Origin of the sequence: Streptomyces xanthophaeus, assembly GCF_030440515.1 — a bacterium.
Taxonomy (GTDB): Bacteria; Actinomycetota; Actinomycetes; order Streptomycetales; family Streptomycetaceae; genus Streptomyces; species Streptomyces kutzneri.
In genome coordinates this window covers 496,552-520,336 of record NZ_CP076543.1, presented here as the reverse complement: position 1 = coordinate 520,336, position 23,785 = coordinate 496,552, and the positions used below count along the sequence as shown (strand labels likewise).

Genomic DNA, 23,785 nt, shown 5'->3' with positions numbered 1-23,785 from the left:
TCTCAGATCAGGGTGCGTTCGATGCGGCTGAGCGTGGCGCTCCTGGCGGGATTGCCGTCCTCGCCCGCCGCGGCGGCAGGCGCCGCGGTGTGCCGCTGATCGGCGTCGCCGATCCGCTGGGACAGGAGGTAGGCGATGATCTCCGCCTCCTGCTCCTGGACGTCGTCGTAGGTCGCCCGCAGGAGCATGTCGCGAACGAGTTCGGGGTCGAGGTTGGGGAAGAGGAGGCGGGCGGCCGCCTCGTCCAGCCCGCCCGCACCGCGATGGCAGCAGATGATGTGGCCCAGCTCGTGCAAGATGATGTGCTCCTGATGCGCGCCGGTGGTGTTGGCGTCGTAGAAGATGAGGTCCTCGTCGCGAGCGGCCACCCACATGCCGCACGGATGCGACGAGGGCATCTGCATCGGGACCAGCGTGATCGGACGGTCGCGGACCTCGCCGAGATGGCGGCACAGCTCGGCCACGTCGGCCGCCGCCGGCAGATCGAGTTCGGCGATCCGCTGCGCGCCGGCCTTCCGGAGCTTCTTGAGCCGGCTGCGGCGCTCGTGGTCGGCCGCCCGCTCCTTGCGGGCGCCCCTCATGGCGACTCGGAGGCGTCGGCGACGGGCGGCAGGCCCTGCATCTGCCGGTACTGGTCCATGATGGCCGTGATGGCCTGGAGGTTCTCCTTCTTCATCCCCGCGGCCCGCATCGCCACGGCGCGCACGCCGGACTGGCGCAGTGCCTCGATGGCGGCGAGCTCGCCGAGCACGGACTCGGCGACCTTGTCGTCGAAGAAGTAGGCGACCGAGACCCCGAAGAAACGGGCCAGGGCGGACAGCAGGTCGGGTGACGGGTTGGAGCGCTTCCCCGTCCGCAGCTGCGACAGATACACACCCCCGACCTTGAGTTCGGGGTTGACCCGCTTCAGCTCGTCCGCGACCTCGGCGTTGGTCCAGTGCTTGCCCTTGGGGCGGACCGTTCGGAACAGGTCGTCGAGGCGCTTCGCGAGAAGGGGGCGTTCCTCACTCCCGTTCTCGGTGTCGTTCTCGGTCCCGGTCATGGTGAACCATCCTCCCGTCGCCTGTCGGTATAGCCCTCAGCTATACGTCAGTTTCACAGATTAGCTGTCAGTTGACAATTGACCAGGACTCGGCGAACGTGGGGTCCAGCCGATAGCTGGCAGCTAACTTGCGCTCACGGGGGACGCACGTTGGTCGCCGGTGACATCGGACTGGCCCGGCCCTCGGGGGATGGGCCGGGCCAGTACGGGCGGGAGCAACCCGTCCGGCCGCCGCGAGAGCGGCGGAAACGGGATACCCGCCCGGTTTGACGGGGGATGCAAACCGGGCGGGAGTTCTCAACTCGCCTTGCCGAGCTTACTGTAGGCGGCTGCCACTTGGGTGAGCCATGCCAGCTCTGCCGCGAAGTTGTTCGTGTCACGGTCGTCGAAGTCGCCGGCGTCCTTGTTGTTCCGGGGCACCGTGTGGGTCAGTTTTGCCTGCAAGGCGCGCTTGATCTGTGCAGCTTCGGTGAAGGCCTGCCGTGATTCCGCGCTTCCCTCCTTGGCCGGATCGTGACCCTCTCCCGCGGCGCGGTCGATGTACGGACGCAAGTCCCGCCACCCGTCCCGTATTTCGACGACCCGGCGGTGAAGGCGGTAGTCGAGGTCGGACACCGATGCGCCGGGCGGCTCCAGGGCGATGTCCGGGGAGGACTCGTACAGGTCCCGCCACAACGGGTAGAGCGCCCGGTACGACCGGTACGTGCGGGCCCACTCCAGGAGCCGGGTCGCCGCCGGACCCCAGGAGGAGTTGGTCAGGCTGAGCGACAGCATGACGATGCCCGCCGCGCTGAAGACCGAGGCGGCCACCTTCCAGACGCCGATGTCGACACCGCCCGCCGCCGTGAGGATGTTGACGGTCCTGGCGAGGCAGTAGAGGAACAGGACGACCGCGGTCACCGAGAGCAGCCGCAGGGCCTGCCGCAGCGAGGCGTTGTCGGTCATCCGGGCGTACGGCCCGCACTGGAGGTAGATCGTGACGCACGGGATCGCCTGCGAGACGATGAACGCCAGGAGATAGGTGAGCAGCAGCGGCTCGCCGGTGCCGTCGAAGTCCGAGGCGGGCCGGCCGGTGCCGTCGGCGAGGAAGAAGAGGGCCGCCAGCAGTACGTCGAGGGCGATACCGGTGATCAGCCAGTAGCGCGTCCTGCGTGCGGCCTCCTCGTCCGCCTCGGCCCACCGCAGCAGGATGATCTGCGCGCTGACGCAGAAGGCGACCGCCGACAGGTGCATGAGGAGGACGGCGAGGTTGCCGACTCCCAGCAGGGGCCCGCCCCCCATGGCCAGGGCTCCCATGGTGAAGGTGAGGCACTGGAGGAGCAGAGTGGCGATCAGCGTGCGGTACGCGCCGTCCTTCCAGCTGCGCCGGGCCTGGCACAGCCGGTAGACGAGCGCCGCGTACGAGGAGAGCGCCGCTATGACGAAGCAGAGGGTTCTGGTGGTGTTCACGTCCTGGTTTTCTGCCGGTGCCGCGCGGGCGGCGGGCGGGTCAGTCGGTGTTCTCGGCCGGGGGGACCACGAGGCCGATGCTCTCGGCGGCCACGGCGATGGCGTAGTCGAAGAACGTGGCCTCGTCCCGGACGCTGTCGTGGGTACGGCTGAAGACCTGGAACACCAGGAGGCCGATCAGATTGCTCCACAGGACGATGCCGCGCTCGATGATGTCCGAGAAGGGGGCCTCGGGCGTGCCGCCGAAGAGCTGCACGGCCTCCGGCAGGAGCAGCGGCGGGCCGGGCACCTGCCGCCGGGGCGGGGTGAGTTCACCGGCCTCCAGTGCGGAGCGCACGATGGCGGCGAGGACGGCCGGAGTGCGCGAGGCCGACGGGACCGTGTCCTGCGGGGCGTGGTAGCCGGGCACGGGTGAGCCGTAGATCAGGGTGAACTCGGCGGGGTTGGCGAAGGACCACTGCCGCAGCGCGCGGGTGACCGCGAGGAGCCGTGCGCCTGCGGACGCACCGGCCGCCGTGGCGGCGCCGTCGGCCCCTTCCATCGCCTCGCCGGACGCGTCGTAGGCGTCGATGACCAGTGCGGTCAGCAGATCGTCGCGGTGCGGGAAGGCGGCTTCGACATCGGCGACGGGCAGGCCGCTGTCGCGTGCCACGGCTTCCAGGGACAGCCCGGCGGCGCCCCGCTTCACCAGCTGCTGGCGCGCGATGTCCTTGATCACCACCGCCGGGGTGATGTCGTCGTCCTCGGTCGAACTGATTGCGGAAACATCCATGCCGGAACCGTACCCGCCGGCAACTGCGGCCGTGCGTACGGTCTTTCGAACGCCCTGGTCATGCGGTGTGATCCGGCCACCGGGCGGGTACGGAACGTTCCGGGCGAATGCGGTCGAGCGGTGGGCGTCAGACGCCGGACACGGTACTGGGGCCGCCCGTCAGGGAAACGTGCAGGCCGTCCGGCCGGACCTCGGCCGAGGTGGCCGCGAGCCCGAGCGGGTACTCCTTCGGCGCGCCCGCCTGCGGTCCGAAGCCGCCGGCACCGATTCCGAGCCGGTCGGTGGGGACGGAGCGGCCGAACAGGGTGAGCCCGTCGACGGCGAGGGTGACCTTGCCGTCCGCGAGGACCGGACGCAGCGTCAGCCGCCCGAGCCCGCCCGGGCCGACGTCCGCGAGGACCGTCCCCTTCGCGGGATCGGTGGTGACCGCGGACACCGCCACGGACGGTACGGCGTCGCGGATCGCGGCGGCGAGGGACTGCGTGGAGACCGTCACGTCCGCGTGGGTGCCGCCGACCGTGGTCGTCCCGCCGAGGCGGACGTCGTCCAGCCGGGCCCGGACGCGGACCTGCGAGAGCCGCCCGACCCGGGCGTCGTCGCTGCTGATGTCGAGCCGGGGGATGCTCTCGTGCGCCAGGTCCCACAGGGCCCAGCCGCCGGCGACACCGACCGCCACGTCGTCACCGAGGCCCGGAGCCGCCTGCGCGACACGGCTCTGGATGCGGTGGCGGACGATGTACTCGGCCGCGCCGGTGGCGACGACGGCCAGCAGGACCGCGGCGACGGTGATCGTGAGGACGGTACGGCGGCGCAGGGCGGCCCGGATCCTCGTCAGGGGGCGCTTCATCGCCGTTCTCCTCGGGCGGGTGCGAGATCGGGTGTGGTTCCGGGAGCCGATGCGGGACCCGATGCGGGATCCGGTCCGGCCAGGGGCTCCGGCCCGGCGGCGGGCCCTTCCGGGTCGAGGTGCGGCAGGAGCCGGTCCAGCCAGCCGGGGAGCCACCAGTTGGCGCGCCCGAACAGGTACATGGACGCGGGCACCAGGAGCAGGCGGACCACGGTGGCGTCGATGATGACGCTGACGCCGAGGCCCAGCGCGAGCATCTTGACGGCGACGTTCGTCGAGAGCAGGAAGGCCAGGAACACGCTGGTCATGATCAGCGCCGCGCAGGTGATGACACGGGCGGTGGCGGCGAGGCCGGTGGCGACGGCCAGGTGGTTGTCCTCGTGCTGCAGCCAGATCTCGCGGATCCGGGAGAGCAGGAAGACCTCGTAGTCCATGGAGAGTCCGAAGACGATGGCGAACATCATCATCGGTACGTAGGACTCGACGGGCACCTTCTCGGTGACGCCGAACAGCGCGCCGCCCCAGCCCCATTGGAAGACCGCGACGACCACGCCGTAGGCGGCGGCGATGGAGAAGAGGTTGAGCACGGCGGCCTTGAGCGCCACCAGCGGGCTGCGGAAGACGGTGAGCAGCAGCAGGAACGCGGCGGCGACGACCACGGCGATGATCAGGGGCAGTTTGGCGGAGAGGGTGTCGGTGAAGGTCTGGGCGGCGGTGGCCGTGCCCGTGAGGTAGCCCGTGGCCCCCGTGCCCGAGAGGGTGTGAGGCACCGTCTCGTCCTGCAAGGTGTGGATCAGGTCCGCGGTGGCCGCGTCCTGCGGGCCGGTGGTCGGCACGACCGTGGTGATGAGCAGGGCGTGGTCGGGGCTGGGCACCGGGGGAGTGACGGAGGCGACGCCCGGTACGGAGGCCAGATCGCGCCGGAGCGAGGCCGCCAGGTCCTGGCGCAGGCTCTCGTTCTCGGCGTGCCGGCTGTCGAGGTGGGTGACTACGGTGAGCGGGCCGTTGGCGCCGGGGCCGAAGCCCTCGGTGATCAGATCGTAGGCGCGGCGGTCGGTCCGGCTGGTGGCCTGGGCTCCGGCGTCGACGTGGCCGAGCTGCATGGACGCGACGGGGACCGCGAGTACGCCGAGTACGAGCAGGCCGCCGACCAGGAACAGCCACGGGCGGCGGCTCACCCTGACGGCCCAGCGGTGCCAGACGTCCGCCTCACCGGTGGGTTCGGCGACGGGCCGGCGGACGTGGAGGCGGTCGATGCGCCGGCCGAGCAGACCCAGCAGGGCGGGAGTCAGGGTCACGGACGCGGCGGCGGCCACCAGGACGCTGAGTCCGGCGGCGACACCGAGGGCGCCGATGAAGCCCACGCCGGAAGCGCACAGTCCGCCCAGGGCCATGGCCACGGTGGCGGCGGCGACCAGCACGGCCCGGCCGCTGGTGGCGACCGTACGGCCGACCGCCTCGGCGGGTTCGGTTCCGGCGTGCAGCAGGGCCCGGTAGCGGGTGGCGAGGAAGAGCGCGTAGTCGATGCCGACGCCGAGGCCCATCATCGCGGCCAGGGTCGGGGCGGCCTGCGCGAAGCTGAAATGACCGGCGAGCAGTCCGAGCCCGGCCAGGCTCACGGTCAGGCCGATCACGGCCGTCACCAGGGGCAGGCCGGTGGCGGCGACGCTGCCGAAGCCGATCAGCAGGACGAGCACGGCGACGGCCAGACCGATCGCCTCGGAGGCGCGGTCGGCGGACTTGGGGGTGGCCAGCTGGCCGAGCGGGGCCCCGTACTCGACGGTGACGTCGTCGGCGCGCAGCGGCTCGACGGCGGCGTCCACCCCGGCGAGGTAGGAGGGGTCGAAGCTCGCCGGATTGCCGTCGAAGCGGACGGTCACCTGGGCGGTCCCGCCGTCCGCCGAGACCGCCCCGGGGGTGGTGAGCGGGTCGGCCACCGACAGGACGTCCGGGAGCCGGCCCAGGTCGGCGACGGCCGCGTCGATCGCCGCCTTGTGATCGGTGACCGCACCCTTGTCGGTGGTGATCACGATGGCGGAGGCCGTGCCGCCGGACCCGGTGGTGTGGGCCGTCAGCAGGTCGGCGCCGGTCTGGGTGCTGGTGCCGGGGAGGGAGAAGCTGTCCGCGTAGGTACCGCCCCAGGTCTGGTTGGCGAGCCCGAGGCCGACCAGTGCCAGTACCCACAGGGCGACGACGCGCCAGGCGTGCCGGGCGCACCAGCGCCCGCTCCGGTGGAGGAGCCCCGGCCCCCCGGCCGATTCAGTGTTCATGGGGGCCACTGTGCGCGGTGTGTGTAAGGGGGGCGTGGGTGCATTGTTCGGGGAATGTAAGGGGCCGCCGCGGCGCCCGCGTACTCAGGCGGCGGGCGCCGGCGGGAGGGTGACGGTGAAGCTGGCGCCGCCTTCCGGGCCGTGCCCCTCGACGCGGATGTCGGCGCCGAGACGGCCGGTCAGGCGGTGGGCGATCGCCAGCCCCAGGCCGCTGCCGACCGGGCGGGTGTCCCGGTAGCGTGCGTGGAGGGCGCCGTGGTCGAAGGCGATGCGTACGTCGTCGTCGGTCAGGCCGGGCCCGCCGTCGCGGACCTGCAGCTCGGCCCCGCCGCCCGCGGCGGCCGGGCGGACGGCGAGGACCAGGGGCGCGCCCCCGGGCGTGACGCGCAGCGCGTTCTGCACCAGGCCGTCGATCAGCTGCCGGACCCGGAAGGCGTCCGTCGCGACGACGACGGGCAGCTCCGGCCGTTCGAGCCGGAGGTCGACGCCGTGGCGTGCGCACAGGCCGGTCCAGAACGCGGCGGCCTCGGAGACCAGTGCGCGCAGATCGGCCGGGGCCACGTCCAGACGGAAGTCGTCGGCCTCCAGCCGGGCCAGGTCCAGCAGGTCCCCGAGGAACCGGTCCAGGCGCCGGGTCTCGTCGGCCAGGATCGAGCCGACCTCAGGCACCCGCTCCGGCTCGATCAGGCCGTCGGCGAGCGCCTCGGCGTAGCCCTGCAGCGCGGTCAGCGGGGTGCGCAGATCGTGGGAGACGGAGAGCAGGAACTCCCGCTGCCGGTTCTCGCTGTGGGCCAGCGCCTCGTCCAGGACGTTGAGGGCGCGCCCGATGTCGGCGGTCTCCCGGGGGCCGTCGACCGGGGCAGGTACGCCGCGTTCGCCGTCGGCGAGCCGGTGCGCGATCTGCGCGGCCGTCACGAGCGGACGGGCGATCCGGCGGGCGAGGAGCGCCCCGGCCAGGGCCGCGCCGAGCATGCCGACGACCAGCGGGACGATCACGTTGCGGCGGATCTGGTTCGTGTTCTCGGTGACCACCGTGTACGGCTCGGTCAGCACGACCGCCCCGCCGCGTACGCCGGGCTGCCCCACCAGCAGTACCTCCTGGCCACCGAGGATGCCGGTGGTGGAGACCGGATCCCCTGCCAGCAGGGCCGATCTGGACGTACGGTCGACGGCCGGGCCGGCCGTTCCGCTCACGGTGCCGTCCCGGGCGATGACCGCGAGCTGCACCCCGTTGGGCCCCGCCAGGGCCTGGGCGCCGGTGAAGAGCGCCTCGGACAGGATCGGCAGCCGGCTGAGCACCGTCGCCTGACGGGTCAGCTGGTCGCGTTCACGCTGTTCGGCGCCGCGCGCGGCGGTCTGCCAGGCGATCAGTCCCGTCAGGGCCACCGCGAGCGCCGCCACCACGGTGGTCAGCACCACGATCTTGCGGGCGAGGGAGCCGCGGTGCGGACCCGTGCGGGGGTCGCGGGTCACGGGCCGGGCGCCGTCGCGCTGTACCCGACGCCCCGGACCGTACGGATCGGGCTCGCGTCGCCGAGCTTGGCGCGCACCTGCGAGACGAACACGTCGACCATGCGGGTGTCGCGGTAGCCGGGGTACCCCCACACCTGGGCGAGCAGCTGCTCGCGGGTGAAGACCTGGCCCACGTGCTGGAGGAGGTGGACGAGCAGATTGAACTCGGTGGCGGTGAGTTCGACCGGCTCGCCGTCGCGGCGCACGGTACGGCTGACCGGGTCCACGCTGAGCCGGCCGGTGCTCCCGGGCGGCGGTCCGGGCGGGCCCGCCGCCCGGCGCAGCACGGTCTTGACCCGCGCGACCAGCTCGCGGGGCGAGAACGGCTTGGTCAGGTAGTCGTCCGCACCGAGTTCGAGGCCGAGGATCCGGTCGGCCTCCTCGCCGCGGGCGGTGACCAGCAGCACCGGTGTCCAGTCGCCGGCGTCGCGCAGGGCGCGGCAGAAGGCGATGCCGTCCATGCCGGGCAGGCCGATGTCCAGGACGATCGCCACCGGGTGCATGCGCCTCGCGGCCGCCAGACCGGCGGCCCCGTCGGCCTCCACGTGGACCCCGAAGCCTTCGCGGGTCAGGTAGAGGCGTTGCACGTCGGAGATGTGGCGCTCGTCCTCGACGATCAGTACGAGGCCCCTGGACTCCGTCATCACTGCCTTTCAGCCGCGGTTGGCAGCATCGATGCTAACCGCGCCGCCCGGCCCTTCCGGTGGGCGCGCCGCCATCCGTACATTCCCCGAACAATGCACCGGCCGCGCTCCGCGACGAAGCACTCCGTACGTGCCTCAGCCGTGGCTGAAGCGGGGCGGGCGCTTGTCCACGAAGGCGGACATGCCCTCCTTCTGGTCGGCCGTGGCGAAGACCGCGTGGAACAGCCGTCGTTCGAAGCGGACGCCCTCGGTGAGGGTGGTCTCGAAGGCCCGGTTCACGGCCTCCTTGGCCATCATCGCGACCGGCTTCGACATCCCGGCGACGGTCTCGGCGACCGCGAGGGCCTCGGACAGCAGCTCGCCGGCCGTGACGATCCGGGAGACCAGGCCGGCCCGCTCGGCCTCGGCCGCGTCCATGGTGCGGCCCGTCAGGCACAGCTCCATGGCCTTGGCCTTGCCGACGGCCCGGGTGAGACGCTGGGATCCGCCGATCCCCGGGATCACCCCGAGCTTGATCTCGGGCTGCCCGAACTTCGCGGTGTCCGCGGCGAGCAGGATGTCGCACATCATGGCGAGCTCGCAGCCGCCGCCCAGCGCGTAGCCGGAGACCGCCGCGAGGGTGGGCGTACGGACCTGGCCGAGCCGGTCCCACGCCGTGAACCAGTCCGAGAGGTACATGTCCATATAGCCGCGCGGCCGCATCTCCTTGATGTCCGCGCCGGCCGCGAAGGCCTTCGCGGAGCCGGTCAGGACGATGCAGCCGACCTCCGGGTCCCGGTCCAGTTCCTCCGCGGCGGCCACCACCTCGGTCATGACCTGGAGGTTCAGGGCGTTGAGGGCCTCCGGCCGGTGGAGGGTGAGGACGGCCACCCGGCCCTTGCGCTCCAGCAGGATGGTTTCGTAGGTCATACGGGGTTTCCGTTCCGGGGTCGCAGTGTGCGGACGATCGCCGAGAAGTCGAGGCCGGCGCCCTCGCCCGCGGCGAAGACGGCGTACAGCTCGGCGGCCTTCAGGCCCAGCGGCGCCTCCACCCCGCCGGCCCGCAGGGCGTTCGCCGCCAGGGCGAGGTCCTTGGCCATGAGGGGTGAGGCGAAGCCGGGAAGGTAGTCGCGGTTGGCGGGGCTGCCCGGAACAGGTCCGGGCACGGGGCAGTTGACGGTGAGGGCCCAGCACTGGCCGGAGGCGGTGGAGGCCACGTCGTAGAGGGCCTGGTGGTCCAGGCCGAGGCTCTCGGCGAGGACGAAGGCCTCGCTCACCCCGATCATCGAGACCGCGAGGATCATGTTGTTGCAGATCTTCGCGGCCTGTCCGGCGCCCGCCGCCCCGCAGTGCACGGCCTTCTTGCCCATCGCGCCGAGCAGCGGCCCGGCCGCGGCGAACTCCTCGGCGCCGCCGCCCGCCATGAACGTGAGGCTCGCCGCCTGCGCGCCGACCACCCCGCCCGAGACGGGCGCGTCGAGGGACCGGTGACCGGCGGCCCCGGCGGCCTCGTGGGCCGCCCGCGCGTCGGCCACGTCGATGGTCGAGCAGTCGACGAACAGGGTGCCGGGCCGTGCGGCGGCCAGCAGCCCGCCCTCCCCGTACAGGGAGAGGACGTGCGCTCCCGCCGGCAGCATGGTGATCACCACGTCGGCCCCGGCGGCCGCCGCGGCGGCCGACACCGCCGGCTCCACCCCCGTCGCGGCGGCGGTTTCCAGCAGCTCCGGCACCAGGTCGAAGCCGAGGACGCGATGTCCGGCCTTCACCAGGTTGGCCGCCATCGGGCCACCCATGTGGCCCAGTCCGACGAACGCCACGGTCCTGCTCACCAGGGCACCTCCTGAGTCGAATCCGCAAGGGTCAGCCCCAGTTCGCGCGCGCCGGGCGGAGCGAAGAACCGTTCCACGTCCCCAGGAGCCACCTCCGCCAGGGAAGGCGGTGACCAGCGGGGGCTGCGGTCCTTGTCGATCACCTGCGCGCGGATCCCCTCCACCAGGTCGGGGGAGGACAGCGCCGCGCAGGAGACCCGGTACTCCTGTTCCAGAGCCCGCTCCAGCGGGCCGAGTCCGCGCACCCGGCGCAGGGCGGCCAGGGTCACCTTGAGGGCCGTGGGCGACTTGGCCGCAAGGGTGACCGCGGCCTCCTTCGCCGCCGGGACACCGCTGCCGAGCAGGCGCTCCACGATGTCCTCCACCGTGTCCGCCGCATAGCAGTGGTCGATCCATCGGCGGTCGCCGTCGAGCGCGCCGGCGGGCGCCGGAGCGACGTACCGTTCCAGCACCTCGTGCACGGAGGTCCGTGCCAGGTCCGAGGCCAGCCGCGGCAGCAGCTCCGAGGGCACGAAATGATCGGCGAGCCCGCAGAGCAGCGCGTCCGCCGCGCCGGCGGGCGCCCCCGTCAGGGCCAGGTGGGTGCCCAGCTCGCCGGGCGCCAGCGCCAGCAGGTACGTGCCGCCGACGTCGGGGACGAAGCCGATGCCCGTCTCGGGCATGGCCACGCGGGAGCGTTCGGTGACGATCCGTACGGTGCCGTGGGCCGAGACCCCGACGCCGCCGCCCATGACGATGCCGTCCATGAGGGCGACGTACGGCTTGGGGTAGCGGGCGATGCGGGCGTTGAGCCGGTACTCGTCGCGCCAGAAACCGGCCGAGGCGGTGCCGCCCGTGCGGGCGTCCTCGTAGATCGCGCGGATGTCACCGCCCGCGCACAGGCCGCGTTCACCGGAGCCCTCGATGACGACGGCCGCGACGTCCGGGTCGTGCTGCCACCTGGCGAGCGCCCCGTCGATGCGCAGCACCATGGAGTGGGTCAGGGCGTTGAGGGCCTTGGGGCGGTTCAGCGTGATGTAGGCGGTGTGGCCCTCGGTCCGCAGGAGCACCTGGTCCTGGTCCTGGTCGTGGGCCCCGATGGTTTCGTGGTTCATCGCAGGGCCTCCGTGAGCCCGCGGGCGACGATGATGCGCATGACCTCGTTGGTGCCTTCCAGGATCTGGTGGACCCGAAGGTCGCGGACGATCTTCTCGATGCCGTACTCGCTCAAGTAGCCGTATCCCCCGTGGAGTTGGAGGGCCTGGTCGGCGACCGCGTAGCCGGTGTCGGTGGCGAACCGCTTGGCCATCGCGCACAGCTGCGGGGCCAGCGGGTCGCCCCGGTCGAGCGCGTCGGCGGCCTGGCGGACCAGGGCGCGGGCCGCGGCCAGCTCGGTGGCCATGTCCGCGAGCCGGAACTGCAGGGCCTGGGCGTCCAGCAGCCGGGCCCCGAAGGCCTCCCGGTCGGCCAGGTACGCGAGGCTGCGGTCCAGCGCGCTCTGGGCACCGCCCAGCGAGCAGGCGGCGATGCCGAGGCGGCCGCCGTTGAGGCCGTTCATGGCGATGCGGAAGCCGTCGCCCTCGGCGCCGAGCCGCCGGCCGGCGGGGACGCGGACCCCGTCGAGGATCACCTGGCGGGTGGGCTGGGCGTTCCAGCCCATCTTGCGCTCGTTCGGGCCGAAGGAGACCCCGGCGTCCGCGCGTTCGACGACGAACGCGGAGATGCCGCCCGCGCCCTCCCCGCCGGTGCGCGCCATGACGATGTAGACATCGGCGGCGCCGGCGCCGGAGATGAACTGCTTGACCCCGGTCAGCACATAGCCGTCGTCCGTGCGCTCGGCCCGGGTGCGCAGCCGGGCCGCGTCGGATCCGGCGCCGGGCTCGGTCAGGCAGTAGCTGCCCAGGGACCGGGCGGAGCACAGGTCGGGGAGCCAGCGGGCCTGCTGGTCCGCGTCCCCGTACCGGTCGATCATCCAGGCGACCATGTTGTGGATGGAGAGGTACCCGGCGATGGAGGGGCAACCGGTGGCGAGGGTTTCGAAGACGAGGACGCCGTCGCTGCGGCCGAGGCCGGAACCGCCGTGCTCTTCGCGGACGTAGACGCCGCCGAGCCCGAGGTCCGCCGCCTTGCGGATCACGTCCAGCGGGAAGTGCTTGTCCTGGTCCCAGGTGACGGCGTACGGGCCGAGCTGCTCCTGGGCGAAGTCGAGGGTGACCTCGGCGAGGGCGAGCTGATCGGGGCTGAGGGTGAGGGTCATCGGACTCATCCCATCGTCGGGATGGTGAAGCTCGCGCTCTCCCTGGCCCCGGAGGGCCAGCGCGAGGTGACGGTCTTGGTACGGGTGTAGAAGCGGATCGAGTCGGGGCCGTGCTGGTTCAGGTCGCCGAAGCCGGAGCGCTTCCAGCCGCCGAAGGTGTGGTAGGCCACGGGGACGGGGATCGGCACGTTGACGCCGACCATGCCGGCGCCCACCCGCGGGGTGAAGTCGCGCGCCGTGTCGCCGTCCCGGGTGAAGATCGCGACGCCGTTGCCGTACGGGTGCTCGGTGGGCAGGCGCAGGGCCTCCTCGTAGCCGTCCGCCCGTACGACGGACAGCACCGGGCCGAAGATCTCCTCGCGGTAGATCCGCATCTGCGGGGTCACGCGGTCGAAGAGGGTCGCTCCGGCGAAGAAGCCGTCCTCGTGCCCGGGCAGGGTGAACCCGCGCCCGTCCACGACGAGTTCGGCGCCCTCGGTGGCTCCGATGCCGACGTAGCGGTTCACCCGGTCCAGGGCGTCCTGGCTGACCAGCGGCCCGAAGTCGGCCTCGGGGTCGTCGGAGCGGCCCACGCGCAGGGTGGCGATGCGCTCCGTCAGCTTGGCCACGAGGGCGTTCGCGGTCTCCTCGCCGACGGGTACGGCGACGGCGATGGCCATGCAGCGCTCGCCCGCGGAGCCGTAGCCGGCGCCGATGAGGGCCTCCACGGCCTGGTCGAGGTCGGCGTCGGGCATCACGATCATGTGGTTCTTGGCCCCGCCGAAGCACTGGGCGCGCTTGCCGTGGGCGGCGGCGGTGGCGTAGATGTGCGCGGCGATCGGGGTGGAGCCGACGAAGCCGAGGGCCTGCACGCGCGGGTCTTCGAGGAGGGTGTCGACGGCCTCCTTGCCGCCGTTGACCACGTTGAGCACGCCGGGCGGCAGACCGGCCTCCAGGAAGAGCTCGGCGAGGCGCAGGGGTACGGAGGGGTCGCGCTCGGAGGGCTTCAGGATGAAGGAGTTGCCGCAGGCCAGGGCGGGTGCGGCCTGCCACAGGGGGATCATCGCGGGGAAGTTGAAGGGGGTGATCCCGGCGACCACGCCCAGCGGCGAGCGCAGGGAATGCACGTCGATCCCGGTACCCGCGTTGTCGGTGAACTCGCCCTTGAGCAGGTGCGGGACACCGGCGGCGAACTCGACCACCTCCAGGCCGCGTTGCAGGTCTCCGTGGGCGTCGGCGACGGTCTTGCCGTGCTCGGAGGACAACAGCCGGGCGAGGGAGTCCCGTTCGCCCTCGACCAGCTGGAGGAAGCGCAGCAGGACGCGTGAGCGGCGCTGCGGGTTCCACTGCCCCCAGTCGGCCTGCGCCTCCTCGGCGTTCGCGATGGCGGCCTCCGTGTCGGCCCGCCCCGCGAGCGGGACCCGGGCCTGGACGGCGCCGGTGTTGGGGTCGTACACGTCGGTGAAGAGGCCGGAGGATCCGGTGGTGTGCTTGCCGCCGATGAAATGGGTGAGTTCACGGACCATGGGTGCCTGCTCTCGTCAGGTTGGATCCGGGGATGGCACGGCCGACCGGCGGACGGCACCCGATCGGGTGCGCCGCTGGGGAAGGTCGTGGGACTGGGCCGAAAGAGACGGCCTATGAGCGCGCGAACGTGTGCGTGCGCTCCGCCGGATCACCAGGGTCGTGGGTACAAACCGGTGCCATGCGTGTCTGCTCCATCCTCGTGGACAACACGGAACATCCGCGGCCGGTATCCTGACTCCCGGATCCCCGCGTGCCGCCCGCCTTCCCGACAGACCTCGTCAGTGGCGTGTGGATGGCAGCACACTCCCCGGTCACAGTGGCGGGACCGTGCCGGTTTCTCACCGGCTTCCCTGCACCGCGGACCTTGTGCCACGAACATATAGTTGGACGTCCTAGTAAGTCCAGAGCCGCCGCCGCGCGCCTTCACCATCCGGCCACACCGCGCGCGATCCGCCACCCGCGTCCGCGGTCCGCCACCCGCGTCCGCGGCCTGACGCCCGCTCAGTCCCGTGCCGGGGCCGGGTTCCTGATCACCGGGTACGGGATGAAGGTGCTGCTGTTCTCGTCGACGGCCAGCGCCCGCCCGAGCGGCGGTACGGCCCGCTGCGGGCAGTCGAGGCGTTCGCAGAGGCGGCAGCCCATGCCGATGGGGGTGGCGGCCGCCGTGTTGTCGAGGTCGAGCCCGTCGGCGTACACGAGCCGCGAGGCGTGCCGGATCTCGCAGCCGAGCCCGATCGCGAAGGTCTTGCCCGGCTCGCCCCAGCCACCGCGGTGGCGGGTGACGGCCCGGGCGGTCCACAGGTACCGCTGCCCGTCGGGCATGGCGGCCACCTGGACGTGGATGCGGCCGGGCGCGGCGAAGGCCTCGTACACGTTCCACAGCGGGCAGGTGCCGCCCGCGCGCGAGAAGTGGAATCCGGTCGCGGACTGGCGCTTGGACATGTTCCCGGCCCGGTCCACCCGGACGAAGGAGAAGGGAACCCCGCGCAGCCTGGGCCGCTGCAGGGTGCTCAGCCGGTGGCAGACCGTCTCGTAGCCGATCCCGAAGTGGTCGGTGAGCCGCTCGATGTCGTAGCGGAACTCCTCGGCGGCCGCGTGGAAGGCGCGGTACGGGAGGATGAGCGCGCCTGCGAAATGGTTGGCGATGCCGATCCGCGCGAGGGCGTGGACGGGGGAGCCGGGCGGGAAGTCCTCGGCGGCCAGCCGGTCCAGCTCGTCCCCGTACTCGATCAGCGCCAGCTGCGTGGCCATCCGGAACGCCTGCTGCCCCGGCCGGAGCCGGTTCGACAGGTGCAGCACCCGGGCGGCGGGGTCGTAGTGGTGCAGCCGGTCGGAGTCCGTGGCCGTCCGGATCCCGTGCCGGTCGGAGAGCCGGCGGGTCAGCGCGCGGATGACGTCCCCCGGGCGGATGCCGATCTCGGCGGCGAGGCCTTCGGCGGCGAGATCGGTGTCGTGGAGGTAGTTCTGCCGCCGGTAGAAGAACTCGCGGATCTCCTCGTGGGGCGAGCGCGGGCTGTCGGCGGCCGCGTCCCGGCCGTCGGCGGCGTCGGCGAGCCGCTCGGCCAGGAGCTGGCTGCGCCGGCCCAGGTCCAGCAGGACCGAGGCGACGGCGGGCATGCGGGTGGCCAGTTCGGCCAGGTCGGAGGGGGAGACGCGTGCCTGTGCCACCTCGTTCGCGAGCGCCTCGCGCAGGTCGGCGACCAGCCGGCTGGTGTCGCGCTCCGAGAAGAACCCCGGATCCACGCCGAAGGCCTCGGTGAGCCGCAGCAGGACCGGAACGGTGAGCGGCCGGGAGTCGTGCTCCATCTGGTTCAGGTAGCTGGGGGAGATGGCGAGCACCCGGGCCAGGTCGGCCTGGGTCATCCGCCGCTCCTCGCGCAGCCGTCGCAGCCGCGCTCCCGCGTACGTCTTGCTCACCGCACTCCCTCGCCGTTCCGGGCTCGACACGCGCCGCCAGGATACGGGGATCTTCGCGGCCGGAGGGCTTCGCAACCTTGGCAATTCCGGGGCCGAAGATTCGCAGAGCTTGGCAGATGTACTTCCTTGATGGCACTCGGTGTCAGTGTCAGAGTCGGTGCTGCGGCCCGCCGGACACGGTGGCCGGGAAGAGCTGACTGGCCCGATTCACGCCCTGATTTCGGCCATCCAGGCAGTTCGTCCCGGCGGCTCGGCAGCATTGCTCAGCTTCGGCCCATGGTCGGGTTCGGCGGCCGCATCTCATCAGCAGGCACAGAGTGCCAATGAACCGGGTCCACGGCCCGGCTCATTGGCAAGACAAGCGACGGATGGAAACGGTGACGGTCATGGCAGAGGCGAACACGACGGCGGCGGCCGAGCAGCTCAAGCAGCGCTGGGCCGACGACCCTCGCTGGGCGGGCATCGAGCGCACCTACACGGCCGAGGACGTGGTGCGGCTCTCGGGCAGCGTCCGCGAGGAGCACACCCTGGCCCGGCGCGGCGCCGAGCGGCTGTGGCGACAGCTCCACGAGCAGGACTACATCCACGCCCTCGGCGCGCTCACCGGCGGCCAGGCGGTCCAGCAGGTGCGGGCCGGACTCCAGGCGATCTACCTCTCCGGCTGGCAGGTGGCCGCCGACGCCAACCAGGCCGGGCACACCTACCCGGACCAGAGCCTGTACCCCGTCAACTCGGTCCCTCAGGTGGTGCGCAGGATCAACAACGCGCTGCTGCGCGCCGACCAGATCGCCACCGCCGAGGGCGGCACCGACACGACGGACTGGCTCGCGCCGATCGTCGCGGACGCCGAGGCCGGCTTCGGCGGCCCGCTGAACGCCTTCGAGCTCACCAAGGCGATGATCGCGGCGGGCGCGGCCGGCATCCACTACGAGGACCAGCTGGCCTCCGAGAAGAAGTGCGGCCACCTCGGCGGCAAGGTCCTCGTCCCGACCGCGCAGCACGTCCGCACCCTCAACGCGGCCCGCCTGGCGGCCGACATCGCCGACACCCCGACCCTGATCATCGCCCGTACGGACGCCCTCGCCGCCACCCTCCTGACGAGCGACGTCGATGAGCGCGACGCCGAGTTCTGCACCGGTGAGCGCACGGCGGAGGGCTTCTACCACGTCCGCAACGGAATGGCCCCGGTCATCGCCCGCGGCCTCGCCTACGCCCCGTACGCCGACCTCATCTGGGTGGAGACCGGAACCCCGGACCTGGAGCAGGCCCGCGAGTTCGCCGAGGCGATCCACGCGCAGTACCCGGACCAGATGCTGGCCTACAACTGCTCGCCGTCCTTCAACTGGAAGGCGGCCCTGGACGACGACCAGATCGCCAAGTTCCAGCGGGAGCTCGGCGCGATGGGCTACCGCTTCCAGTTCATCACCCTGGCCGGCTTCCACTCCCTCAACCACGGCATGTTCGACCTCGCCCGCGGCTACGCCGAGCACGGCATGACCGCGTACGTCGACCTCCAGGAGCGCGAGTTCGCCGCCCAGGCCCAGGGGTTCACCGCCGTCAAGCACCAGCGCGAGGTCGGCACCGGCTACTTCGACCTCGTCTCCACCGCGGTCAACCCGGCCTCCTCCACGACCGCACTCTCCGGTTCCACCGAGGAAGAGCAGTTCCACTAGGCCGTCGTTGCGCCGAGTCCTTCCGACGGGTGCCCGAGGGACTTCCCCCTCGGGCACCGCCCACCGCCCCGCTGAGGAGAACCGCATGCCCCTCTCGCCTCTGACCAGCAGCGTCCAGGTCCTCGGTGCGCCGGGTGAGCGCCACGAGGAGATCCTGACCCCCGAGGCCCTGGAGTTCATCGGCCGGCTCGACACCGCGTTCGCGGACCGCCGTCTGGAGGTCCTCAAGGAGCGCCACCGCCGCGCGGGCCACCTGGCCGGCGGTACCCCGCTCGACTTCCCGCTCGCCACCCGCGCGCTGCGCGAGGACCCGCACTGGCGCGTCGCCCCGCCCGCGCCCGGCCTCACCGACCGCCGCGTCGAGATCACCGGCCCGCCCGAGCGGCGGATGGCCGTCAACGCCCTGAACTCCGGCGCCAAGGTCTGGATGGCCGACTTCGAGGACGCCACCGCCCCGACCTGGACCAACGTCATCGGCGGCCAGCTCACCCTGCTCGACGCCATCGAACGGCGCATCGACTTCACCACCCCGGACGGCAAGGAGTACCGCCTCGGCGAGCAGCTCGCGACCATCATGGTCCGGCCGCGCGGCTGGCACCTCCTCGAAGAGCACCTGGAGATCGACGGCCGGCCCCTGTCCGCGTCCCTCGTCGACTTCGGCCTGTACTTCTTCCACTGCGCCCAGCGGCAGATCGACGCGGGCCACGGCCCGTACTTCTACCTGCCCAAGCTGGAGAACCGGTACGAGGCGCGCCTGTGGAACGACATCTTCCTCCTTGCCCAGGAACTCCTCGGCATCCCCCGCGGCACCGTCCGCGCCACCGTCCTCATCGAGACGATCACCGCCGCCTTCGAGATGGAGGAGATCCTCCACGAGCTGCGCGAGCACAGCGCAGGACTGAACGCGGGCCGCTGGGACTACCTCTTCAGCCTGATCAAGACCTTCGGCCACCGCACCGACTTCCAGCTGCCCGACCGGGCCAGGGTCACCATGACCGCCCCCTTCATGCGGGCCTACACCGAGCTGCTCGTCCGCACCTGCCACCGGCGCGGCGCCCAGGCCGTCGGCGGGATGGCCGCCCACGTCCCCAGCCGGGACGCGGAGGCGAACGCCGCCGCCCTCGCCAAGGTCCGCCTCGACAAGGAGCGGGAGGCCGAGGACGGCTTCGACGGCTCCTGGGTGGCCCACCCCGGACTGGTCCCCGTCTGCCGCGAGGTCTTCGACGGCGTCCTGGGGGAGCGGCCGAACCAGCTGGACCGGACCCGGGAGGACGTCGAGATCACGGCCGCCGACCTGCTGTCCGTGCGCCGGATCGCCGCGCCCCCCACACGGGAGGGCATCCGCTCGAACGTCGCCGTGGCCCTGCGCTACTTCGACGCCTGGCTGCGCGGCAGCGGAGCCGTGGCCCTGTACGGCCTGATGGAGGACGCCGCGACCGCCGAGATCGCCCGCGTCCAGATCTGGCAGTGGCTGCGCCACGACCAGGCCGACCGGGCGACGGTCCTCGACCTCCTCGACGCCGAATGCGCGGCGCTGGAGGAGGAGAACCCGCGGGCCCGGGTCGCCGAGGCCCGGGAGGTCTTCGTGAACACCGCGCTCACCCCCCGCCTGCCCGCCTTCTTCACCCCCGAGGCCTACACCCGCCACCTCGTGAGCCGGACGGAGAACCGCCGATGACCACGCCGATCGCGTCGATCCACCGGGTCGGCATCGTGGGCGGCGGCCAGATGGGCGCCGGCATCGCCGAGGTGTGCGCCCGCGCCGGGCTCGACACCGTCGTCGCCGAGTCGGACGCCACCGCCGCCCGGGCCGCCCGGGAGCGCGTCGCCGTCTCCCTCGAACGGGCCGTGCAGCGCGGCAAACTGGACCGGATCTCCGCCGAGGACGCCCTGGCCCGGCTCGTCTTCACCGGCGACCTGGAGGACCTCGCCGACCGGCAGCTCGTCATCGAGGCCGTCACCGAGAACCCCGAAGCCAAGATCGAGGTCTTCACCGGCCTCGACAAGATCGTGGCGGACCCGGAGGCGATCCTCGCCACGAACACCTCGGCCATTCCGATCATGCGCCTGGGCATGGCCACCGGCCGCGCCGACCGGGTCGTGGGGCTGCACTTCTTCAACCCCGTGCCCGTCCTGCCGCTCGTGGAGGTCGTCTCCTCCCTCCACACCTCACGCGACACGCTCGACGCCGTGGAGGCCTTCGCCCGCGACGCCCTGGGCAAGACCACCGTCCGCTCCCAGGACCGGGCCGGCTTCGTGGTCAACGCCCTGCTGATCCCCTACCTCCTGTCGGCCGTCCGCATGGCCGAATCAGGGTTCGCCGCCCCCGAGGACGTCGACGCCGGCATGGAGCTGGGCTGTGCCCACCCGATGGGCCCGCTCAAACTCGCCGACCTGATCGGCCTGGACACCGTCGCGGCCATCGCGGAATCCCTCTACGAGGAGTTCAAGGAACCCCTGTACGCGCCGCCTCCGCTGCTGCAGCGGATGGTCCAGGCGGGTCTGCTCGGCCGCAAGAGCGGCCGCGGGTTCCACACGTACGGCCGGGGCTGAGGGGCCCCGGCGGTCTCCAGGGCAGAGGGTGCGCCGGAGACGAACGGGAACGGCGCGGGTGGGGCGAGTGGTGTCGCCGCACCCGCGCCGCACCGCGTACGGGGGCACGGGGGTCGGGGGTACGGGATCGCCGGCTGCGATCAGGCGGGCCGCGTCAGCAACTGCGCCAGGCTGTCGGCGAATTCCGTGATCCGGTCGAGCAACGGGCCGCTGCGGGCGACCCGGAAGCCGTGCCGACGACCCCAGAACGCGGCCTGAACGGCATGCAGTTGAGCCCAGCGCCGGACACGCTCGCGCTCGATTTCCGCGGCCTCGACGAAGACGTCCACGGTGCGGTGGACCGCCTTGCCGAGGTCCTCGGCCCCGATGAGGGACAGCGCTCGCGTCTTGAGCAGCGTGCCGCCGTCGTAGGCGGGATCTCCCACGTAGCCCTTGGGATCGACCGCCAGCCACGGCTCGCGGTCCGCCCGCAGGATGTTCCGGGCGTGGAGGTCGCCGTGGATCAGGACGTCCGGCTGGGTGCGCCCCAGCTCGCGCACGGTCGCCACCGCCGCGTCCACCACGTACCGCGGCAGCGCGTGCGCCAGCTCGCTCTCGTCCCTGCGTAGTTGCTCCTCCCAGGAGTCGGCCTGCTCCCGCAGCCGTGGGAGGTGGGCCGGCGCCGGGACGGCCAGCCGGCGGCTGAGCCGCCCCGCCACCCGCACCACCTCGTCGCCGTCCTCGACCCCCTCCAGCGTCGCCGACCGGACCCGCTCCAGCAGCATCGCGAAACGCTCGTCGTCGCGCTCGTGCAGCAGGACGGCTCCACGGCCGCCCCACGCCTCGAACGCGTCCGGCTCGTGGACGTTGCCGGGATGCGGGAAGGAGACCTTCAGCACGGCCGGTACCGCGTCCCGCCGCAGGACCGGGACGATGATTCCGACACCCCCGTGCATGACCTCGCCGTCGGGTACGCACTCCCAGCGTGCCAGTAACTCGTCCACGATTCCCGGTAGTTCGGCGAGCCACGCAGCTCCGGCCGCTCCCTCGCGCCCGACCGTGCAGCGCGTGAACATGTCCGGTGTCTCGATCATCCCGGTACCTTACGCTGGGCCGCATGATCCAATTTTCTGTCCGTCCACGACCGGCCCTCAGGGCAACTTCGAGCCGCCGGGGGCGCTGAGATGCCGCCCTTCACCTACCGGATCACCCCCGCCGCGGCCGTCTCCTTCGCCGTCCGGGAGCAGGTGGCCGAGGCCTTCGTCGCCGCCGCGAGACGCTTCGCCCTTCAAGCCGGCATCGACCGGCTGACGATCGACAACCCGATGGCGCGGGGGTTCTTCTCCTTCCGATCCCGTTCGGCCCCGAGCGCCCCGGAGCTGGCGGGGCTCTTCCCCGCGGACCGGCCGGGCTCGTCCGGCCCGCTGCCACCGTCCGGATACCACGACGGCGCGCGCGTACCGCTCGACACCGGCCTGGAACTGCTGCGGGCCATGCTGCTGCGTGAGGGCCCCTGGTGCCGGCTGCACACCGAGGAAGGGTTCTTCCTCCACGTCGGAGAACGGCACGACCTCCACGTCGGGGGTGCGAGGCCGTACACGGAGGCCGTGGCGCACGCCCGACGATCGGGGCTGACCGTCGAACCGGTCGAACGCTCCCCTTACGACCCCGCCCTCGACGAGACCGACCCCCAGCCGCCCGCGGACGCAGCCTTCTGGACGGCGGTCCACAGCCTGGTCGCCGAGCACGGCGGGGTACTGGTCGAGGAACGGTACGCCGGCGGCGACCACCGGTGGCACCGGCCGACCACGGCCGCCGGGATCACCCGGGTACGGGCGCTGCTGACCCCGCGGGCCCGGCTGGCGGTCTGGCCGGACCTGACCGACGACATCGAGGCGGTCCGCGCCGCCGTCCTCCGCTCGGAACGGCTCGAACTCCTGGTCCAGCAGGATCCCGACGGGAGCATGCGCTGGTCCCGCATCGCCGAGCCGTGGATGGGCCGTACCGACCACGCCCACCCGATGATCAGGGCCGGAGCACACCGCCGGGCCGGCCTGGTCCCGCTGGCGCCGGCCGATCGCAGGCCCCTGCTCGCCGGAGTGCTGCCGGATGCCGACGGCGTCGTACGGGCGCGCTGGCGTACCAACCGCACCCCGGCCGACGAGCGGCGGGCCCTGCTCGGCTCGCTGCGGACCGGGGACGTGGTGACCGGCACCGTCGTGAGCGGTCTGGACGACGTCGGCGTGCACGTGGATCTGGACCTGGATCTGGACCTGGACCTGGACCACGAGTGGCAGCGTCCCATGGGCTTCCTGCGCGTCCCCGAAATGTCCTGGGAGTACTTCGAGGACGTGGCCGAGGTGGCCCCGATCGGCCGGCGGATCCGCGCCGAGGTCCTCCACGTCGACCTGGAGTGGGAGCGCGCGAGCCTGTCCGTCAAGGCACTGGTCCCGGATCCCTGGCGCTCCTTCGCCGAGGCCCTCCGGTCCGGCGACACCGTCCCCGGCACCGTCACCAAGATCATTCCGTTCGGTGCGTTCGTGCGCATCGCACCGGGCGTCGAGGGCCTGGTCCACGAGAGCGAGTTCTCCGGCAGGACCTTCGAGGCAGGGGACGACGTACGCGTCACCCTGCTCGCCGTCGACCTGGAGCGGCGCCGGATCAGCCTTTCCCCGGCCACCGAGGCCTGAGCGAGCGGCCGCCGGCGGCGCGTCACTCCAGGAGGGAGAGCGCCCCGGCGGCCGCGAAGCCGAGCACGGTCGACAGCCCGGCGAGCCTGCCGCCCAGCTCGAAGGCCTCCGGCATCATCGAGTTCGCGAGCATGGTCAGGACCGCCCCCGCCGCGAACGCCTGCACCAGCCGGCCCTCGGTGCCGGGAATGAACCCCACCAGCCCGTACCCCAGCGCCGCGCACGCGCCCGAGATCGCGGTGATGCCCCACCAGATCCGGTACACCACACCCGGCTGCCGGCCCTCCTCCCGCATGCCCGCGGTGGCGCCGAGGCTCTCCGGGAGGTTCGACAGGAACACCGCCGCGAGGAAAGGGACGCTGATCGAACCGCCCGCGGCCAGGCCCATCCCCAGCACCAGCGACTCGGGTATCCCGTCGAGCAGGGCACCGAGCACGATGGAGCGGTTCGCGTTGTGCGCGCTCCCGGCCGACCGCTGCGCCGTGGCCTTCTGCGCAAGGGCTCCGTCGAGGAGGAAAAAGGTCAGGGCGCCGACGCCGACGGCCAGGAAGTCCCAGGCGCTCTCGAAGCGCTCCCTGGGCACGAGCTCGTACGCCACGGCCGCGATCAGTGCTCCCGAGCCGAAACCCAGGACCAGTCCGGTCACCTTCGGCGACGGACGGTAGCGCAGCGCCAGCCAGGCGCCGATGACCAGGGAGAATGCCGCGAGAGCACCCCATCCGGCCGCCGCGAGAGCGTTCATCGGACCTCCTGGACGGCCGTCCCGCGTGGGGAAGGCGACCGGTGCCCATGCTCCGGGCCGCCGTACGCCCCGGCATCCCCCGGACAGGGTGACACGACTGGTGATCACCACCGATCACCGGTTCAGTGGTGACCGTGGGCCGATC

At 72.3% G+C, this 23,785-nt stretch carries 20 protein-coding genes and 1 riboswitch; of the genes, 4 read left to right on the top strand and 16 right to left on the bottom strand.

Annotation, left to right across the window (positions count from 1 at the left end; translation table 11 throughout):
* Positions 1-2: 2 nt before the first annotated feature.
* From KO717_RS02370 to KO717_RS02305, 14 genes are all read right to left on the bottom strand, one after another.
* A complete protein-coding gene (locus KO717_RS02370; RefSeq protein WP_301364103.1) occupies positions 3-581 on the bottom strand; it encodes a toxin in 579 nt (192 codons plus the stop codon).
* The gene (locus KO717_RS02365; protein WP_301364102.1) at positions 578-1,042 is read right to left on the bottom strand and encodes a helix-turn-helix domain-containing protein; all 465 of its coding nucleotides are present in this window, start codon (positions 1,040-1,042) and stop codon (positions 578-580) included. The genes KO717_RS02370 and KO717_RS02365 overlap by 4 nt, the downstream gene beginning before the upstream one ends.
* A gap of 297 nt (positions 1,043-1,339) precedes the next feature.
* Positions 1,340-2,491 (bottom strand): MAB_1171c family putative transporter, encoded by a 1,152-nt coding sequence (locus KO717_RS02360; protein ID WP_301364101.1) that lies wholly within the window; start codon positions 2,489-2,491, stop codon positions 1,340-1,342.
* 40 nt (positions 2,492-2,531) lie between these two features.
* Complete coding sequence (locus KO717_RS02355) at positions 2,532-3,263, bottom strand: TetR-like C-terminal domain-containing protein (protein WP_301364100.1); 732 nt, start codon at positions 3,261-3,263, stop codon at positions 2,532-2,534.
* A gap of 127 nt (positions 3,264-3,390) precedes the next feature.
* On the bottom strand, positions 3,391-4,110 hold the full coding sequence (locus KO717_RS02350) for a DUF2993 domain-containing protein (protein ID WP_301364099.1): 720 nt from the start codon (positions 4,108-4,110) through the stop codon (positions 3,391-3,393).
* Positions 4,107-6,380, bottom strand: coding sequence for an MMPL family transporter (locus KO717_RS02345; RefSeq protein ID WP_301364098.1), 2,274 nt, complete (start codon positions 6,378-6,380; stop codon positions 4,107-4,109). The genes KO717_RS02350 and KO717_RS02345 overlap by 4 nt, the downstream gene beginning before the upstream one ends.
* A gap of 84 nt (positions 6,381-6,464) precedes the next feature.
* Positions 6,465-7,853 (bottom strand): HAMP domain-containing sensor histidine kinase, encoded by a 1,389-nt coding sequence (locus tag KO717_RS02340; protein ID WP_301364097.1) that lies wholly within the window; start codon positions 7,851-7,853, stop codon positions 6,465-6,467.
* Positions 7,850-8,536, bottom strand: a complete 687-nt coding sequence (locus tag KO717_RS02335) for a response regulator transcription factor (protein ID WP_301364096.1) — start codon at positions 8,534-8,536, stop codon at positions 7,850-7,852. The genes KO717_RS02340 and KO717_RS02335 overlap by 4 nt, the downstream gene beginning before the upstream one ends.
* 135 nt (positions 8,537-8,671) lie before the next feature.
* Positions 8,672-9,445 carry an enoyl-CoA hydratase gene (locus KO717_RS02330; RefSeq protein WP_301364095.1) on the bottom strand — a complete coding sequence of 258 codons (774 nt, stop codon included), beginning with the start codon at positions 9,443-9,445 and terminating at the stop codon, positions 8,672-8,674.
* On the bottom strand, positions 9,442-10,344 hold the full coding sequence (mmsB, locus tag KO717_RS02325) for a 3-hydroxyisobutyrate dehydrogenase (protein WP_301364094.1): 903 nt from the start codon (positions 10,342-10,344) through the stop codon (positions 9,442-9,444). The genes KO717_RS02330 and mmsB overlap by 4 nt, the downstream gene beginning before the upstream one ends.
* Positions 10,341-11,438: an enoyl-CoA hydratase/isomerase family protein gene (locus KO717_RS02320; protein ID WP_301364093.1), complete on the bottom strand. Its 1,098-nt coding sequence runs from the start codon at positions 11,436-11,438 to the stop codon at positions 10,341-10,343. Before KO717_RS02320 ends, mmsB begins: the two co-directional genes overlap by 4 nt.
* Positions 11,435-12,580 carry an acyl-CoA dehydrogenase family protein gene (locus KO717_RS02315; RefSeq protein ID WP_301364092.1) on the bottom strand — a complete coding sequence of 382 codons (1,146 nt, stop codon included), beginning with the start codon at positions 12,578-12,580 and terminating at the stop codon, positions 11,435-11,437. The genes KO717_RS02320 and KO717_RS02315 overlap by 4 nt, the downstream gene beginning before the upstream one ends.
* 5 nt (positions 12,581-12,585) lie before the next feature.
* Positions 12,586-14,085 carry a CoA-acylating methylmalonate-semialdehyde dehydrogenase gene (locus KO717_RS02310; protein WP_301364091.1) on the bottom strand — a complete coding sequence of 500 codons (1,500 nt, stop codon included), beginning with the start codon at positions 14,083-14,085 and terminating at the stop codon, positions 12,586-12,588.
* A 205-nt stretch (positions 14,086-14,290) separates the two neighbouring features.
* Positions 14,291-14,461, bottom strand: a riboswitch (cobalamin riboswitch).
* A 126-nt stretch (positions 14,462-14,587) separates the two neighbouring features.
* Positions 14,588-16,003, bottom strand: coding sequence for a short-chain fatty acyl-CoA regulator family protein (locus KO717_RS02305; RefSeq protein ID WP_301364090.1), 1,416 nt, complete (start codon positions 16,001-16,003; stop codon positions 14,588-14,590).
* Between the two features lie 386 nt (positions 16,004-16,389).
* On the opposite strand from KO717_RS02305, the gene aceA reads away from it, so the two are divergent.
* From aceA to KO717_RS02290, 3 genes are all read left to right on the top strand, one after another.
* Entirely contained in the window at positions 16,390-17,676 is a 1,287-nt protein-coding gene (gene aceA, locus KO717_RS02300) for an isocitrate lyase (RefSeq protein ID WP_301364089.1), read from the top strand.
* 85 nt (positions 17,677-17,761) lie between these two features.
* A complete protein-coding gene (gene aceB, locus KO717_RS02295) occupies positions 17,762-19,354 on the top strand; it encodes a malate synthase A (protein ID WP_301364088.1) in 1,593 nt (530 codons plus the stop codon).
* Positions 19,351-20,229: a 3-hydroxybutyryl-CoA dehydrogenase gene (locus tag KO717_RS02290; protein ID WP_301364087.1), complete on the top strand. Its 879-nt coding sequence runs from the start codon at positions 19,351-19,353 to the stop codon at positions 20,227-20,229. The genes aceB and KO717_RS02290 overlap by 4 nt, the downstream gene beginning before the upstream one ends.
* 140 nt (positions 20,230-20,369) lie before the next feature.
* Here the strand turns inward: KO717_RS02290 and KO717_RS02285 are convergent, their stop codons facing one another.
* Complete coding sequence (locus tag KO717_RS02285) at positions 20,370-21,302, bottom strand: aminoglycoside phosphotransferase family protein (RefSeq protein ID WP_301364086.1); 933 nt, start codon at positions 21,300-21,302, stop codon at positions 20,370-20,372.
* Positions 21,303-21,392: 90 nt separating this feature from the next.
* Between KO717_RS02285 and KO717_RS02280 the strand changes: the two genes are divergently transcribed.
* Complete coding sequence (locus KO717_RS02280) at positions 21,393-22,898, top strand: S1 RNA-binding domain-containing protein (RefSeq protein ID WP_301364085.1); 1,506 nt, start codon at positions 21,393-21,395, stop codon at positions 22,896-22,898.
* Between the two features lie 22 nt (positions 22,899-22,920).
* Here KO717_RS02280 and KO717_RS02275 read toward each other — a convergent pair whose 3' ends face one another.
* Positions 22,921-23,640: a ZIP family metal transporter gene (locus tag KO717_RS02275; protein ID WP_301364084.1), complete on the bottom strand. Its 720-nt coding sequence runs from the start codon at positions 23,638-23,640 to the stop codon at positions 22,921-22,923.
* Positions 23,641-23,785: the final 145 nt, after the last annotated feature.